We start from the raw sequence: 12,987 nt of genomic DNA, 5'->3' as shown, positions 1-12,987 counted from the left end.
CGTCATACAACTGTTGGCTGCCGTCACTTGCGGGTGAGACCGGTCCGCTGGCATTTGGGGCACCAGAAAAGGTTGCGCCCGGCCAGCAGCTCGGTCCGGATCACCGAGTGACAGACGTGACACCGCTGGCCCTGCCGGCGGTAGACGTACACCTCGCCGCCATGATCGTCCTGCCGCGGGTCACGGCCCATCGCCTCGGGTGTGTGGTCGTCGGCAACGGTATCGATCCGGCCGGTCTCGACGCCGTACTTCATCAGCTCGAGCAGGTCGTTCCACATGCCTTGCCATTCGCGCTTCTTGACCAGGTTGCCGCGCGTCATCGGGTGCAGCTTCGCCCGGAACAGCACTTCGGCGCGGTAGACGTTGCCGACACCGCTCAACACCTCCTGGTCCATCAGCAACTGGCCGATCGGCAGCTTGCTGCGATGGATCCGCTTCCACGCCAGCTCGGGATCCGCGTCGTCGCGCAGCGGGTCCGGCCCGAGCCGCGCGATCAGCGCCTCGCGTTCCCCGTCGGTCAGCACCTCGCACACGGTCGCTCCGCGCAGATCGGCGTACGACGTCGCATTCTGCAGGCGGAGACGAACCTGGCCGACCGGCTCGGGTACCGGCGCCGTACCGAAGTCGACCTTGCCAATCAGGCCGAGGTGGATGTGCAGCCAGCCGGCGCCCTCGAAGTCGGCGAGGAAGTGCTTGCCGTGGGCCTCGGTCTGGCGCAGCACGTGCCCGTTCAGCAGCGCGGCGCCCTCGACGAACCGGCCCTGCGGACTGGACGCCTGGACCGGGCGGCCGCCGAACGCGTCCCAGACGTCGCTCGCCAGGCGGTGCAGGGTGTGACCTTCAGGCATGATTCCTCTTATGGGGATGACCAATGGAACGCAGGGCTCGTCGGGAGCCAAGGGGCGCAGCGGTCCGCCCACGCCGGCCGTGGTCGGCACCGGCCGCTCGATGCGGGCCCGCGACGTCTCCCGTCCCCGCCGGCCCGTCGACCGCCGCCCGGCGAAGACCGGGACAACCGCCGACTCGCCGGAGGATCACGACAGCGGCGGCAGTTCGCCGGTCGACTCGTAGCCCGACAGCATGTCGATCCGGCGGGTGTGCCGCTCCTCGCCGGAGTAGTCGGTGGCCAGGAACGTCTCCACGAACCCGGTCGCCTCCTCCTCCGAATGCATTCGCGCCCCGACGCTGATCACGTTGGCGTTGTTGTGCTCCCGGCCCAGCCGCGCGGTGTCGGTGCTCCAGGCCAGGATGGCCCGGACCCCCTTCACCTTGTTCGCGGCGATCTGCTCACCGTTGCCGGAGCCACCGATCACGATGCCGAGGCTGCCCGGCTCCTCGACCACCGCCACCCCGGTCCGCAGACAGTACGGCGGGTAGTCGTCGACGGCGTCGTACACGGCGGGGCCGTGGTCCACGACGTCATGCCCGGCAGCCGTGAGGTGCTGGACCAGATGGTTCTTCAATTCGAAGCCGGCATGGTCAGAGCCGATGTGCACTCGCATGGCCAGAAGTCTCGCATCAGCTGGCGGTCCGCCGTACGCCGCCCGGCACGGTCAGCGCCGCGGTCAGCGCCGTCACGTCGGTGTAGGCCTTGTCGTACTGCGTTCCGCGCTGGTGCAGGGTGAACACCGCCACGATGCTGCGATCGTCCGCCCCGACCGTCCCGGTGGTGTGCAGTGCCTCGCTCACCAGATCCAGCGGAACGTCGACCGGCTTGGCCTTGTCGGAGCCGTAGCCGCTCGAGCCGAGGAATCCGGACCAGCCCTGCTTGATGCTGAAGTCCGGGTCGAAGACCGACGCGATCCCGAAGTACTGGTCGAAGCCGTCGGTGCCGAGACGGGTCGGCTCATGCAGCAGACCCATCACGTACTCGCGCACCGGCGCCGGAGCCTCGTCGAGGATGTGGCGATAGATCCGGACCGTGTCCGCGGCGGTGATCGAGACGTAGCCCCAGAAGCCCGGGTGCGTGGCCGGCGGCCCGGCCGTGTGGGTCAGCCCGAGCCGCCGGACCATCCTCTCGACGAGGCCGGCACCACCGAGGTGATCCCAGTAGTAGCTGGCCGCGTCGTCGTCACTGCTGCGCAGCATCACCTCGAGCCGCGCCCGATCCTCAGCCGGTACGTCGTACGCCGGTCCGCTGTCCCAGAGCAGGTCGAGCACGATCAGCAGCTTCACCACCGACGCCGACCGGAACTGATGGTCGGCGTTCTGTTGCTGGACGAACTGCCCGGTCCCGCGGTCGAAGACAGCGATCCCCGCTGTCAGTCCCGGGGGCACGGCCACGGTCTCGGGAAGCTCGTCACGCAACGTCATCTGGTACCTACTCACCGCTGGGAGGATTGTTTGGTGAGCAACCTTCACCATCCGGGCGGGGCGAATTCAAGCCTTGAATCACAGACCGAATCAGTCGAAGATCGGGCCCCGGTCGCGGGTGCGCTTGATCTCGAAGAAACCCTCGGTGCCGGCCACCAGGCGGACGCCGTCCCAGAGCTTGCCGGCCGCCTCGCCCTTCGGAGCAGGCGTGACGACAGGGCCGAAGAACGCGGTGCCCTCGACAGAGATCACCGGCGTACCGACCTCCATCCCGACCTGGTCCATGCCGGCGTGGTGAGACTTCTTCAGCGCGTCGTCGTACTTGTCGGTGTCGGCGGCCTCGATCAGCGACGCGGGCAGGCCGACCTCGGCCAAGGCCTCCTTGACCACGTCACCCTTGCCGTCGTCGATGCCGCGGCCCTCGATGTGGATCCGCTTGCCGAGCGCGGTGTATAACGGCAGCAGCACCTCGTTGCCGTGCGCCTGCTCGGCCGCGATCAGCACGCGGACCGGACCCCAGGCGTTGGTCAGGAAGCTCTTGTACTTGTCGTCCAGATAGTCGCGGCCATCGTTCAGGACGGCCAGGCTCATCACGTGCCAGGTCGTCTTCACATCCCGGACTTGCTCGACCTCGAGCATCCAGCGAGACGTCATCCAGGCCCAGGGGCAGGCCGGGTCGAACCAGAAATCGGCGGGGGCAGTCATGTTCTCGATCATACAAAATCGAACAATCAGGCACCGGTTTGGTATCCATACGCAATGTCGCGGGGAAACCGTCGGCGAAGCCTGGAGCCAGGTGCATAGGATGCCGACATGCCTGGAACCAACCTGACGCGCGACGAAGCGCGTACCCGTGCGGGCGTGGTCAGCGACGTGAGCTACGCGATCGAGCTGGACCTGTCCAACGCCCCGAGTGGCGCCCCGACGTACCCGTCGGTGACCACCATCACGTTCGCCGCCGAGGCGGGCGCGAGCAGCTTCGCCGACCTGATCGCGGAGAAGGTCCGCGAGGTGACGCTCAACGGCCGCGCGCTCGATCCGGACACGGTGTACGACGGCGCGCGGATCCAGCTGGACGGGCTGGCCGAGCGCAATGAGCTCCGCGTGGTCGCCGACTGCCTGTACTCGCGGACCGGTGAAGGGCTGCACCGCTCGGTCGACCCGGCCGACAAGGAGACCTACCTCTACACCCAGTTCGAGGTGCCGGACGCCCGCCGGGTGTTCGCCACCTTCGAGCAGCCGGACCTCAAGGCCCCTTTCACTTTCACCGTCTCCGCACCGGCCCGCTGGGTCGTCATCTCGAACGCTCCGGCCCCCGAGCCGACGCCGTGCGAGGGTGAGAACGGCGAGGAGCTGGCCCGCTGGGAGTTCCCGCCGACCGAGCGGATCTCGACGTACATCACGGCTGTCGTGGCCGGGCCGTACCACGTCGTCACCGACGTGTACGAAGGCCCGCACGGGTCGTACCCGCTCTCGCTGCTGTGCCGTCCGTCGCTGAAGGAAGCACTGGACATCGACGACCTGTTCGAGGTGACCAAGCAGGGCTTCGAGCTGTACGAGAAGGCGTTCGGTACGCCGTACCCGTTCCACAAGTACGACCAGGCGTTCGTGCCGGAGTACAACATGGGCGCGATGGAGAACGCCGGCTGCGTGACGCTGCGGGACGAGTACCTGTTCCGCAGCCGCACCACCCACGCGGAGATGGAGAGCCGCGCCAACACCGTGCTGCACGAGCTGGCGCACATGTGGTTCGGCGACCTGGTCACGATGACCTGGTGGGACGACCTGTGGCTGAACGAGTCGTTCGCCGAGTGGGCCAGCCACTGGGCGCAGGCGGTGGCGACGACGAAGTACGCCGGTGCCTGGACGACGTTCTGCAACGCACGGAAGAACTGGGCCTACCGGCAGGACCAGCTGCCCTCGACGCACCCGATCGCAGCCGACATGGTCGACTTCCACGCGGTCGAGGTGAACTTCGACGGCATCACCTACGCCAAGGGCGCGTCCACGCTGCGGCAGCTGGTCGCGTTCGTCGGCGAGGACACCTTCATCACCGCGCTGAAGGAGTACTTCGCCGACCACGCGTTCGGCAACACCGAGCTGACCGACCTGCTGAAGCCGCTGGAGAAAGCGTCCGGCCGCGACCTGGACGACTGGACCGAGCGCTGGCTGCGGACCGCCGGGGTGAACACGCTGCGGGCCGACTTCGCCGTGGACTCCGAGGGTGCGTTCACGTCGTTCGCGATCGAGCAGACCGCGACGGAGAAGTTCCCGGTACTGCGGCCGCACCGGCTGGCGGTGGGGCTGTACCGCCGGACCGACGACGGACTGGTCCGCACCGAGCGTTTCGAGGTGGACATCGACGGGCCGCGCACCGAGCTGCCCGAGCTGACCGGCGCGACGCAGCCGGACCTGGTGCTGCTGAACGACGACGACCTCACCTACGCCAAGATCCGCCTGGACGAGCGGTCCCGGGCCACTCTGGTCGAGTCGATCGACCAGCTGTCCGAGTCGCTGCCGCGGGCACTGGCCTGGGGTGCGACGTGGGACATGACCCGCGACGCGGAGATGCCGGCCAGCCAGTACGTCGGCATCGTGCTGCGCGGCATCCGCGCCGAGACCGACCTGACCGGCGTACGGTCCCTGCTGTCGCAAGCGACGAGTGCGATCAACCTGTACGCCGCCCCGGCGAACCGGCCGGCGCTGCGGACGCAGTTCGAGGAGACGCTGGCGAGTCTGCTCGCCGACGCCGAGTCGGGCAGCGACCACCAGCTCGCGTTCGCCCGGGCCTACAGCTCGGCGGTGTTCTCCGACGCCGGCACGGACCGGCTGACGGCGTGGCTGGACGACCGCGACCTGCCGCCCGGTCTGGTCGTTGACACCGACCTGCGCTGGACACTGATCGTCGCGCTGGCCCGGCTGGGCCGGATCGACGCGGCCGAGATCGACGACGAGCTGACCCGCGACACCACCATCACCGGTGGCGAGCGTGCGGCTCAGGCGCGGGCAGCACGGCCGACCGCCGAGGCCAAGGAAGAGGCCTGGCGGATCGCGGTCGAGTCCGGGGACACCCCGAACGAGACGCAGTTCCGGACCATCCTCGGCTTCCAGCAGCCGGGCCAGGAGGACCTGCTCCGGCCGTACGTCGAGAAGTACCTGAGCGCGGCCAAGGACGTCTACACCCGCCTCGGCTCGTCGATGGGCGAGAACGTGCTGGTCTACCTGTCGCCGCGGCACCTCCCGGAGCAGTCCACCCTGGACGCGCTCACCGGGTGGCTGTCGGCGGAGTCGTCGTCGGTCGACGCCCCGACGCTCCGCTACGTCACCGAGGCCCAGGCCGACCTGACCCGCGCGATCGCGGCCCAGGCGCGCGACGTCGGCTGACCCGTCCACCCGCACAGCGCCGGCCTCACTGCGATGTGAGGCCGGCGCTGTCGTGGTCGGCCTGGTGACCTGTAGAACTGATGGGGTGCCCGCTTCTGACCCCGCCCTGGCCGGTGCGGCAGCCGTTGCGCTGACCGGACTCGCAGAGGCGTACCGTCCGCGCCCTGTCACGCCGCTGATGCCCTGGCGGTACCCACACCGGCTGGTGAAGCCGTACGTGATCACCGCGCGCGGACGGCAGTGGGACGACCACATGGTGGAGGTCGCCCAGGCCACCGCCACCCGGCAACTCGAGTTCGACGACGCGATGGGCGCGCTCGGTCTGGCCGTGGTCGTGCTGCATCTGGGCGACGACGCGATGTACCTCGTCGTCCAGAGCTGGGCGAAGGACTTCCAGTCCCGGCTCAGCATCTTCAGCGGTATGGAGGCCGACGACCTGCGCCCGGCCCCGATCGGAGCGGGTGCGTGTGTCTGGGAACAAGAGGTGCTCAGCCACGAGCGTGCGTCGTACGTGACTCACATCCTCGGCGCCGGTGTCGACATCGACGCCTGGCTCGACGACGCCCTCGACACTCGGCCGCAGCCCAAACTCGACGGCATCCCCTCCGGAACCTGACCGCACATCCGCATCGAAAGATTTTGGCTTAAAATATCGATTCTATTGACTTCAGACCTAACATTTCCTAGCTTGGGGTCCTCGATCCGTGCTGGTGCAGCGCAAGGGAGGAGACCCGAGCGATGAACCTCGGCATCCGTGGGCGCAGGGCGCTGGTCAGCGGTGCCAGCGAAGGGCTCGGGCGAGCCATTGCGCTGGCGCTGGCCCGGGAGGGCGTCGACCTGACGATCGTTGCCCGGCGTCCGGATGTTCTCGAGCGCACCGCCATGGCGCTGCGCACGGAGACCGGCGTCTCCGTGACCGCCGTGCCAGCGGATATCAGCACGGCCGAGGGTCGCGCCGAAGCCCTGGCCGCCACCCCCCACCTCGACATCCTGGTCAACAACAGCGGCGGCGGTCCGATGGGCGACTTCCGTGACTTCACCCACGACGAGTTCGTCGACGTCGTTCAGGCGGTGATGCTCTCGCCGATCGAGATGATGCGGGCGACCCTCGACGCGATGATCGCTCAGCGGTTCGGCCGGATCATCAACATCACCACGATGGGTATGCGGGTGCCGAACGCCATCCATCAGCTGTGCAACACCGCGCGCGGTGGACTGACGGCGTTCGTGTCGACCATCGCCAACGAGCACAGTCAGCACAACGTGACCATCAACAATCTGCTGCCTGGACCGTTCGCCACCGACCGCATGAAGGTCACCAGCGCGTTCCTGGCGAAGCAGACGGGTCGCCCAGTGGAGGACGAGTACGAGCGCCGGGTCGCCGAGCACCCGGCCCGCCGATTCGGCCGGCCGGAGGAGCTCGGTGCGACCTGCGCCTTCCTGTGCAGCACGCACGCCGGCTACATCACCGGTCAGAACATCCTGGTCGACGGCGGTCTGGCCAAGACCACCTTCTGACGACCAAGGGCTTGATGATCCGGCCTTGCTGTGTCCGGACTGTGGTAGTCCGAACGCCATCGGTAAAGGTCAAACGATTGTTCGTCGGCGCATCGTGAGGACGCGTGCGCGGACCGCTGTCCCTTGTGCGGAAGGAGATTCTCGCCGCCTGAAGAAGACTCACTTACTCGCTGGTTCGGTTTAAGCTGCGGGTGAATCAGCCGATTGCGGGGAAACTGTGGGGAGGAACCCGTGCCGTGACACCCGTGGATCACCGCAGGCCGCCCGCCCGGGCAGCACGGAGACAACACAACCCTTCACGGCACCGCGAGACCCCCGCGGAGCAGCCGCGGAAGGCCCAGCGGTCGCACAGCGCCATCGGCGCGTCGATCGTGGCCGCGGCCGCGATGCTCGCTGTGTTCGCGTTCATCCTGACGCGGGGATCGACCGGGCCGACGACCGACGACGGTCTGCGGACAGGTGCCGTACCGAACGGCGCCGCCGCTCCGGCCGACGGTGTTGCGACACCGAGTCCGGATCCGGAGCCGTCGGCCGGCACGGCCAAGGCGGATCGCAAGCCGCCGCCGAGCACGCCGGCACCGAAGACCCGCGCGAGTACGCCGGCAGTTAACACCGGGCCGACCTCGCCGGCCTTCAAACGCGGTCAGTGGATCGCGGTCCTCGACAAGTACCCGACCGACGTCGGCCTGGAGGCCGACAAGCTCGCGAAGGGTACGGCGGCCACGCTCATCGCGGCTGGTGTGCCGGCCAAGGCCATGCTGGTCAACGGTCAGTACCCCGGCCTCGCAGACAGTTCCATGGAGCCGATCACGGACAGCTGGGTCGTCTACCTGGGCCCAGGCGCATCGTCGGAGCAGGTCCTCGACCTGTGCTCCGCGCCGAAGACCCAGAAGGCGTACAGCAACCCCGCCTGTCCGACCTACGAGCCGGCGGCCGCTCCGGGCAGCTGAGGCGGCGGATCGGTCGCGAGCCGCGCGTGCAGGTGTGAGTCGTGACGCTCTCCGTTCGCCTCGACGAAGTAGTCCCGCATGATCCCTTCCAGCTGGAATCCCGCCCGGGTCGCGACCCGGCATGAGCCTTCGTTGACCAGCGAGTGGTCCAGCGAGAGGCGATGCAGCCGGAGACCGTCCGACGCGAATGCCCATCGGGCCGCCGCGTTCAGGGCACGGGCGCCGAGCCTGCGGCCGCGCGCCGAGGGGTTGACCCAGTAGGTGACGACTGCCTGGTCCGGCACCCGGTTGACGTCCCGGACCGCCACGTTCCCCAGCACCTGGTCGGTCGCGGCGTCTGCGATGGCGAACACCGCGCTACCACGTGCCCAGCCGTCGATCCGGGGCTCGAGCCACCGCCTGGCGCGCAGCTCCGCCGGAGTGCGGATCACCGCAGTACCTCCGGTCCAGCGCAGGATGTCCGGGTCGCGCAGGGCGTCGGCCACCGCGGCTTCGTCCGACAGGACGAACGGACGCAGTACGACGTCGCCCAGCTCGATCCGGCGTGGCTGGAGCGCCGGGCTCACTGCTTGTGCGGCTCGTTCGCGTGCAGCAGCGTCGGCTGGTGTGCGTGCGTGCCCAGCTGCTGGACGCCGGTGACCAGACCGCCGGTCAGGTCACCTGTGGCGAAAGAGGTCTGCATCGTCAGCGCGGCCAGACCGGCTGCCGCGTCCGACAGCTGCCGCTTGGCGAGCGCTCCGGTGACGATCTCCAGGCGACGCCCGGCCGGGTCGACGTACACCAGGACGGTGTGGTCGGGGTCCTCGAGCTCGTTCAGCAGCTCCAGCGCGAACGGGCGGGTCTCGGAGTCGGCTCCACCGACGTACACGGAGAAGCGCAGGCCGGAGATCTCCTCGGCGTGCCGGACCGCGCGCTCGATGTCGTAGAGCTGGTCAGGGGTGAATGCGTCACCAGCTGGCACTTGCGCCTCCGGTCGTGCGGGCGACGCCGGTGCCGGCGGTCGCGGGGGTCCCCGGCGCACCGGGCAGCTCGGGCAGATGGGCCGGGTCCGGCTTGGTCACGGCCGGACCATTGATCCAGACCGGTGGAGCCCACCAGGACAAGCCCGGGCGATAGCGCGGCCCCTTCGCGATCGACGGCGCGAAGACCAGCAGCGCCACCACCGCGATGACCAGCACGGGGATACCGACGAACACCAGCACGGTGTGGCCGGAGAGCAGAGTGATCACGCTGCAGAGCCTAGTCCCCCACCCCTCCACGGTTGCCCCGGGGCTAACCCCCGAGGCAACCGTCAGACGAAAGGCTCAGCAACCACCGCAGTTGCTTCCCTGTCCAGCGCAGCGCGGAGCGCTGCGTGCAGTTCTACTCAGCAGCCACCGCAGTTGTAGTACGTGATGTCCCAGTGGTTGCCTTCGTTGGCGTAGATGTTGCCGGCACCGGAGCGCCACTGGGGATAGCCGTCACCGCGGTCCGCGATCCGGGTGAAGTTGTTGTGCACGTAGTTGGTCACACAGGTCGTGATCGCGACATCGACCTTGTAGCCGTTGCGGTGGCTGTAGGTGCCGCTGGCGTGGCCGACCTCGGTACCGCCGGTGATCCGGATGGCGCAGCCACTCGCCTGCTTCAGAGTGCGTACGCCGTACACGGTGGAGTCGTTGATGTTCGTGAACGACGTACAGGTCGGGTTGTTCCAGTCCGAGCAGCCACCGCTGGACGACCAGGTGATGCCGGCGGCGCTGAAGATCGCGGTCGCCTGCGAGTGCGTCATCTTGGTGAGTGCGGACGCCTGGTCGACGGCGACGACCGCGGGCAGCAGCCCGGCGACGACGGCGACGACGGGGATGAGGACACGACGGAGCACTGACTTCATGGGGGACACTCCTCGAAATACGGGGCGGTTATTTCAAGGAGTGCACTTCCCACGAAAGTAATTCACGAAACGTGCCGTTGAATCAGAAATTGACGTCCGAACACTGGTAGAAGGCGTTCGCCGTGTCGTTGATGGTCCAGACCGCGAGGATCATGTGCCGTCCGGACCGGTTCGGGAGGGTGCCGGGGTGGCTGACGTCGTTCGCCGGCCGGCCACCGTTCATCGGCACCGTCAGGAACGGGTTCAGGTCGAGCGCGGCCCGGGTGAGTGGGGCGTTCTGATCCCACCCCTGCTTGGTGATGTAGTACTTGAAGTCGGTAGTCGAGTGCGGTGCGGTCAGGTGCCAGGTGAACGTGTAGCTCGCACCCGAGGTGAGCTGAGTGGCCGGCCACGCTCCCCCGCGCTGGTCATCCAGCTCGTGGAACTGAGCGAGGCCGGCAGAGCAAAGCAGACCGTCCGCCGGCCCGGACGCCGGAAATCCCTTCGGCCCTTCGGTGCTCTGCGGCTCCCACTGGATCGCGCCGCAGTTCTGGACAGTGCCGTTCGCGCAGTGCTTCGCGCGACTGATCGGCGTGGTCGTGTAGCCGTGCCCATAGGCCAGCGGGACAGAGGTGCTGACCGCCAGCGCCAGTGCACCGACGGCGATTCCGGCCAGGCTGAGCTTGCGTGCTCGCAGCATGCCAAGACTCCTTCAACTGTTGGGGCGGTGAGACAGCGAAGGAAGGCGCCTTCTTGTTGCCACATAGAAAACAACCGTTCAAATCTATTGTCAACGGTTCGTGAGCAGGCGTGTACAGAAAGCTAGATATTCAGTGCGCCGATCAGTCGGCGGAGGCGCTGGTTGTTGGGCAGGTCCTCGATCAGCACCGGCTGGCCGTCCGGACCGCCGAGCGGCACGCGCCAGTTCGGGTACTCGTCCGTGGTGCCGGGCTGGTTCTGAGTACGACGTTCGCCGACCGCGTCGGTCAGTGCCACGCCGACCAGCTTCGCCGGCGTATGAGCGACGTACTGGTGCAGCGCCTCGACGATGCGCTCCACGTCGCCGTCGCTGTTGCTGAGCAGATGCCGCTCGCGGAGAGCGTTCAGCCACGAGTCGCGCTCGGCCTCGTCCACTACGAGCTCCTCCTCGACCGGTCTGGTGAGCAGACCGAGCCGGTTGCGCAGTTCGACATGGTCGCCGGCCAGGTAGCCGGCCGTCGGAGGCAGGTCGTGGGTGGTGACCGTGGCCAAGCAGAGCTCTCGCCAGCGCTCCGGCGCCAGCGGGTTGCCGCCGCGGTCGCGCTCGAACCACAGCACCGACGTACCGAGAATGCCTCGCTCGATCAGGTAGTCCCGCACCCACGGCTCGACCGTGCCCAGGTCCTCGCCCACCACGGTCGCGCCGGCCCGCGTCGCCTCGAGCACGAGGATGCCGACCAGCGCCTCGTGGTCGTAGCGGACGTAGGTGCCCTCGGTCGGCCGCTCCGGCGACGTCACCCACCAGAGCCGGAACATGCCGAGGATGTGGTCGATCCGGAGCCCGCCACCGTGCCGCATCACCGCCCGAACCAGATCCCGCCAGGCGGCGTACCCGGTCTCGGCCAGCGCGTTCGGCCGCCACGGCGGCTGCGACCAGTCCTGACCCTGCTGGTTGAACGCGTCCGGCGGTGCACCGACACGGATGCCCGGCGCCAGCACGTTCTGCAGCGCCCAAGCGTCCGCACCATCCGGATGGACGCCGACAGCCAGGTCATGGACCACGCCCAGTGACATGCCCGCGGCCGTCGCGCGGGCCTGCGTGCGGGCGAGTTGCTCGTCCATCTGCCACTGCAGCCAGCAGTGGAACTCCACCGCGTCCGGATTCTCGTTGCGGAAGGCAACAACAGCCGGTGCGGCCGGCTCCTGCAGTTCCTCGGGCCACTTGCTCCACTCCGGCCCGTGCACGTCGGCGATCGCGGCCCACGTGGCGAAGTCGATCAGCCCCTGGCTCTCGCGGTCGCAGTAGGCGCCGTACTCCGCGATCCGGCCGATCGACGGGCGGACGCCGAACAGCAACTGCAGCGCCTCCCGCTTGGCCGCCCAGACCGTGTCCCGGTCCAGTGCGGTCGGGTCCTCACTCAGCGCCCGCGTCTGCAGGCTGAGCGCCCGGACTCGATCCCGTTCCGCCGGCGCCAGGTCGCCGTACTCGTCGATGTCCTCGATCCGGAGGTAGATCGGGTTGGCGAACCGCCGTGAGGCCGGCAGGTACGGCGACGGCTCCATCCGGCCGGACGTCTCCGCGGCGTGCAGTGGGTTCACCAGCACGAAGCCAGCACCCAGGTCGTTCGCGGACCAGGCAGCCAAGTCGGCGAGGTCGTGCAGGTCACCGATCCCCCACGACCGGCGCGAGCGGACGGAGTACAGCTGCAGCACCCAACCCCACGTGCGCCGCATGTTCTCCGGCTCCAGCTTGCGCGGCGTGACGATCAGCGTGCTGACCGAGATCTCCGGACTGGTCCCGAGCCGCGCGCAGAGCCGGTGGTACCCGAGCGGCAGGTCGCCCGGCAACTGGAACGTCGCCTCACCGATCTGCACACCGTCGATCCACTCCGGCTCGACCCAGTGGTCCTGCTGTGGGATGTCCCGCCGCTGCCCACCGTCCTCCATGTCCACCCACACCTCAGCACTGGACCCATGCGGCAGGTGTACGGCGAACCAGGGCGTCCACCCCTCCCGCATCACCACAGTGGCGGGCAACGTACGACGCCAGCGCGTCTGCTGGTGCTCGGCGAGCGCGTCGGCCGCCTTCTCCGGCGTGGAGGCGTCCACCCCGAGTGCCGCGAGCACAGCGGCGACCACCTCGCTCGAGACGATCACATGCTCGCCCTGCCAGTTCCAGTACTCCGTCGCCACCCCATGGGCAACCGCTAGCTCGACAAGGGCCGGAGTAGGAGCAGTCACCTCAGCGAGTCTGCCGCATCAACCGCCGTACCG

The 12,987-nt window shown here is 68.4% G+C and carries 15 protein-coding genes; 5 read left to right on the top strand and 10 right to left on the bottom strand.

The features are described 5' to 3' along the window. Nucleotides 1-23 precede the first annotated feature (23 nt). The gene (locus tag E0H75_RS11405) at nucleotides 24-848 is read right to left on the bottom strand and encodes an Fpg/Nei family DNA glycosylase (RefSeq protein WP_131513476.1); all 825 of its coding nucleotides are present in this window, start codon (nucleotides 846-848) and stop codon (nucleotides 24-26) included. 16 nt (nucleotides 849-864) lie between these two features. On the opposite strand from E0H75_RS11405, the gene E0H75_RS11400 reads away from it, so the two are divergent. After that, a complete protein-coding gene (locus tag E0H75_RS11400; RefSeq protein ID WP_131513475.1) occupies nucleotides 865-1,071 on the top strand; it encodes a hypothetical protein in 207 nt (68 codons plus the stop codon). On the opposite strand, the gene E0H75_RS11395 is transcribed toward E0H75_RS11400, so the two are convergent. The 3 genes from E0H75_RS11395 to E0H75_RS11385 all read right to left on the bottom strand — a co-directional run bounded on the left by E0H75_RS11395 (nucleotide 1,035) and on the right by E0H75_RS11385 (nucleotide 3,018). Then, nucleotides 1,035-1,502 (bottom strand): ribose-5-phosphate isomerase, encoded by a 468-nt coding sequence (locus tag E0H75_RS11395; protein ID WP_131363925.1) that lies wholly within the window; start codon nucleotides 1,500-1,502, stop codon nucleotides 1,035-1,037. The genes E0H75_RS11400 and E0H75_RS11395 overlap by 37 nt on opposite strands. A gap of 16 nt (nucleotides 1,503-1,518) precedes the next feature. Beyond that, nucleotides 1,519-2,328: a serine hydrolase gene (locus tag E0H75_RS11390; protein WP_238162961.1), complete on the bottom strand. Its 810-nt coding sequence runs from the start codon at nucleotides 2,326-2,328 to the stop codon at nucleotides 1,519-1,521. A 75-nt stretch (nucleotides 2,329-2,403) separates the two neighbouring features. After that, nucleotides 2,404-3,018 carry a mycothiol-dependent nitroreductase Rv2466c family protein gene (locus E0H75_RS11385; RefSeq protein WP_272948901.1) on the bottom strand — a complete coding sequence of 205 codons (615 nt, stop codon included), beginning with the start codon at nucleotides 3,016-3,018 and terminating at the stop codon, nucleotides 2,404-2,406. 108 nt (nucleotides 3,019-3,126) lie between these two features. Here E0H75_RS11385 and pepN point away from each other — a divergent pair, with 108 nt between their 5' ends. The 4 genes from pepN to E0H75_RS11365 all read left to right on the top strand — a co-directional run bounded on the left by pepN (nucleotide 3,127) and on the right by E0H75_RS11365 (nucleotide 8,165). Next, complete coding sequence (gene pepN, locus E0H75_RS11380) at nucleotides 3,127-5,697, top strand: aminopeptidase N (RefSeq protein WP_131513473.1); 2,571 nt, start codon at nucleotides 3,127-3,129, stop codon at nucleotides 5,695-5,697. An 85-nt stretch (nucleotides 5,698-5,782) separates the two neighbouring features. After that, nucleotides 5,783-6,313 carry a hypothetical protein gene (locus tag E0H75_RS11375; protein ID WP_238162960.1) on the top strand — a complete coding sequence of 177 codons (531 nt, stop codon included), beginning with the start codon at nucleotides 5,783-5,785 and terminating at the stop codon, nucleotides 6,311-6,313. A 122-nt stretch (nucleotides 6,314-6,435) separates the two neighbouring features. Then, entirely contained in the window at nucleotides 6,436-7,215 is a 780-nt protein-coding gene (locus E0H75_RS11370) for an SDR family oxidoreductase (protein WP_131513472.1), read from the top strand. Between the two features lie 245 nt (nucleotides 7,216-7,460). Then, nucleotides 7,461-8,165, top strand: a complete 705-nt coding sequence (locus E0H75_RS11365) for a hypothetical protein (RefSeq protein WP_131513471.1) — start codon at nucleotides 7,461-7,463, stop codon at nucleotides 8,163-8,165. Here E0H75_RS11365 and E0H75_RS11360 read toward each other — a convergent pair. The 6 genes from E0H75_RS11360 to malQ all read right to left on the bottom strand — a co-directional run bounded on the left by E0H75_RS11360 (nucleotide 8,135) and on the right by malQ (nucleotide 12,954). Continuing rightward, nucleotides 8,135-8,731: a GNAT family N-acetyltransferase gene (locus E0H75_RS11360; protein ID WP_131513470.1), complete on the bottom strand. Its 597-nt coding sequence runs from the start codon at nucleotides 8,729-8,731 to the stop codon at nucleotides 8,135-8,137. The two genes, E0H75_RS11365 and E0H75_RS11360, sit on opposite strands and share 31 nt — an antisense overlap. Continuing rightward, the gene (locus E0H75_RS11355) at nucleotides 8,728-9,126 is read right to left on the bottom strand and encodes a DUF5130 family protein (RefSeq protein WP_131513469.1); all 399 of its coding nucleotides are present in this window, start codon (nucleotides 9,124-9,126) and stop codon (nucleotides 8,728-8,730) included. Before E0H75_RS11355 ends, E0H75_RS11360 begins: the two co-directional genes overlap by 4 nt. Next, on the bottom strand, nucleotides 9,113-9,394 hold the full coding sequence (gene ctaJ / locus E0H75_RS11350) for an aa3-type cytochrome oxidase subunit CtaJ (protein WP_131513468.1): 282 nt from the start codon (nucleotides 9,392-9,394) through the stop codon (nucleotides 9,113-9,115). The genes E0H75_RS11355 and ctaJ overlap by 14 nt, the downstream gene beginning before the upstream one ends. A 137-nt stretch (nucleotides 9,395-9,531) precedes the next feature. After that, nucleotides 9,532-10,035: a hypothetical protein gene (locus E0H75_RS11345; RefSeq protein WP_131513467.1), complete on the bottom strand. Its 504-nt coding sequence runs from the start codon at nucleotides 10,033-10,035 to the stop codon at nucleotides 9,532-9,534. A gap of 82 nt (nucleotides 10,036-10,117) precedes the next feature. Beyond that, a complete protein-coding gene (locus tag E0H75_RS11340; RefSeq protein ID WP_131513466.1) occupies nucleotides 10,118-10,714 on the bottom strand; it encodes a lytic polysaccharide monooxygenase auxiliary activity family 9 protein in 597 nt (198 codons plus the stop codon). A gap of 122 nt (nucleotides 10,715-10,836) precedes the next feature. Continuing rightward, nucleotides 10,837-12,954: a 4-alpha-glucanotransferase gene (gene malQ, locus E0H75_RS11335; RefSeq protein WP_131513465.1), complete on the bottom strand. Its 2,118-nt coding sequence runs from the start codon at nucleotides 12,952-12,954 to the stop codon at nucleotides 10,837-10,839. Nucleotides 12,955-12,987: the final 33 nt, after the last annotated feature.

It is taken from the genome of Kribbella capetownensis, from assembly GCF_004331485.1.
GTDB classification, from domain to species: Bacteria; Actinomycetota; Actinomycetes; order Propionibacteriales; family Kribbellaceae; genus Kribbella; species Kribbella capetownensis.
The sequence above is the reverse complement of the archived record's forward strand: the minus strand, read 5'-3'. Positions and strand labels throughout refer to the sequence as shown.

Bases quoted from the DNA above. Each gene is read 5' to 3' on its own strand.
- E0H75_RS11405 (WP_131513476.1), bottom strand. From the start codon at position 848: ATGCCTGAAGGTCACACCCTGCACCGCCTGGCGAGCGACGTCTGGGAC.
- E0H75_RS11400 (WP_131513475.1), top strand. From the start codon at position 865: ATGACCAATGGAACGCAGGGCTCGTCGGGAGCCAAGGGGCGCAGCGGT.
- E0H75_RS11395 (WP_131363925.1), bottom strand. From the start codon at position 1,502: ATGCGAGTGCACATCGGCTCTGACCATGCCGGCTTCGAATTGAAGAAC.
- E0H75_RS11385 (WP_272948901.1), bottom strand. From the start codon at position 3,018: ATGACTGCCCCCGCCGATTTCTGGTTCGACCCGGCCTGCCCCTGGGCC.
- pepN (WP_131513473.1), top strand. From the start codon at position 3,127: ATGCCTGGAACCAACCTGACGCGCGACGAAGCGCGTACCCGTGCGGGC.
- E0H75_RS11370 (WP_131513472.1), top strand. From the start codon at position 6,436: ATGAACCTCGGCATCCGTGGGCGCAGGGCGCTGGTCAGCGGTGCCAGC.
- E0H75_RS11345 (WP_131513467.1), bottom strand. From the start codon at position 10,035: ATGAAGTCAGTGCTCCGTCGTGTCCTCATCCCCGTCGTCGCCGTCGTC.
- E0H75_RS11340 (WP_131513466.1), bottom strand. From the start codon at position 10,714: ATGCTGCGAGCACGCAAGCTCAGCCTGGCCGGAATCGCCGTCGGTGCA.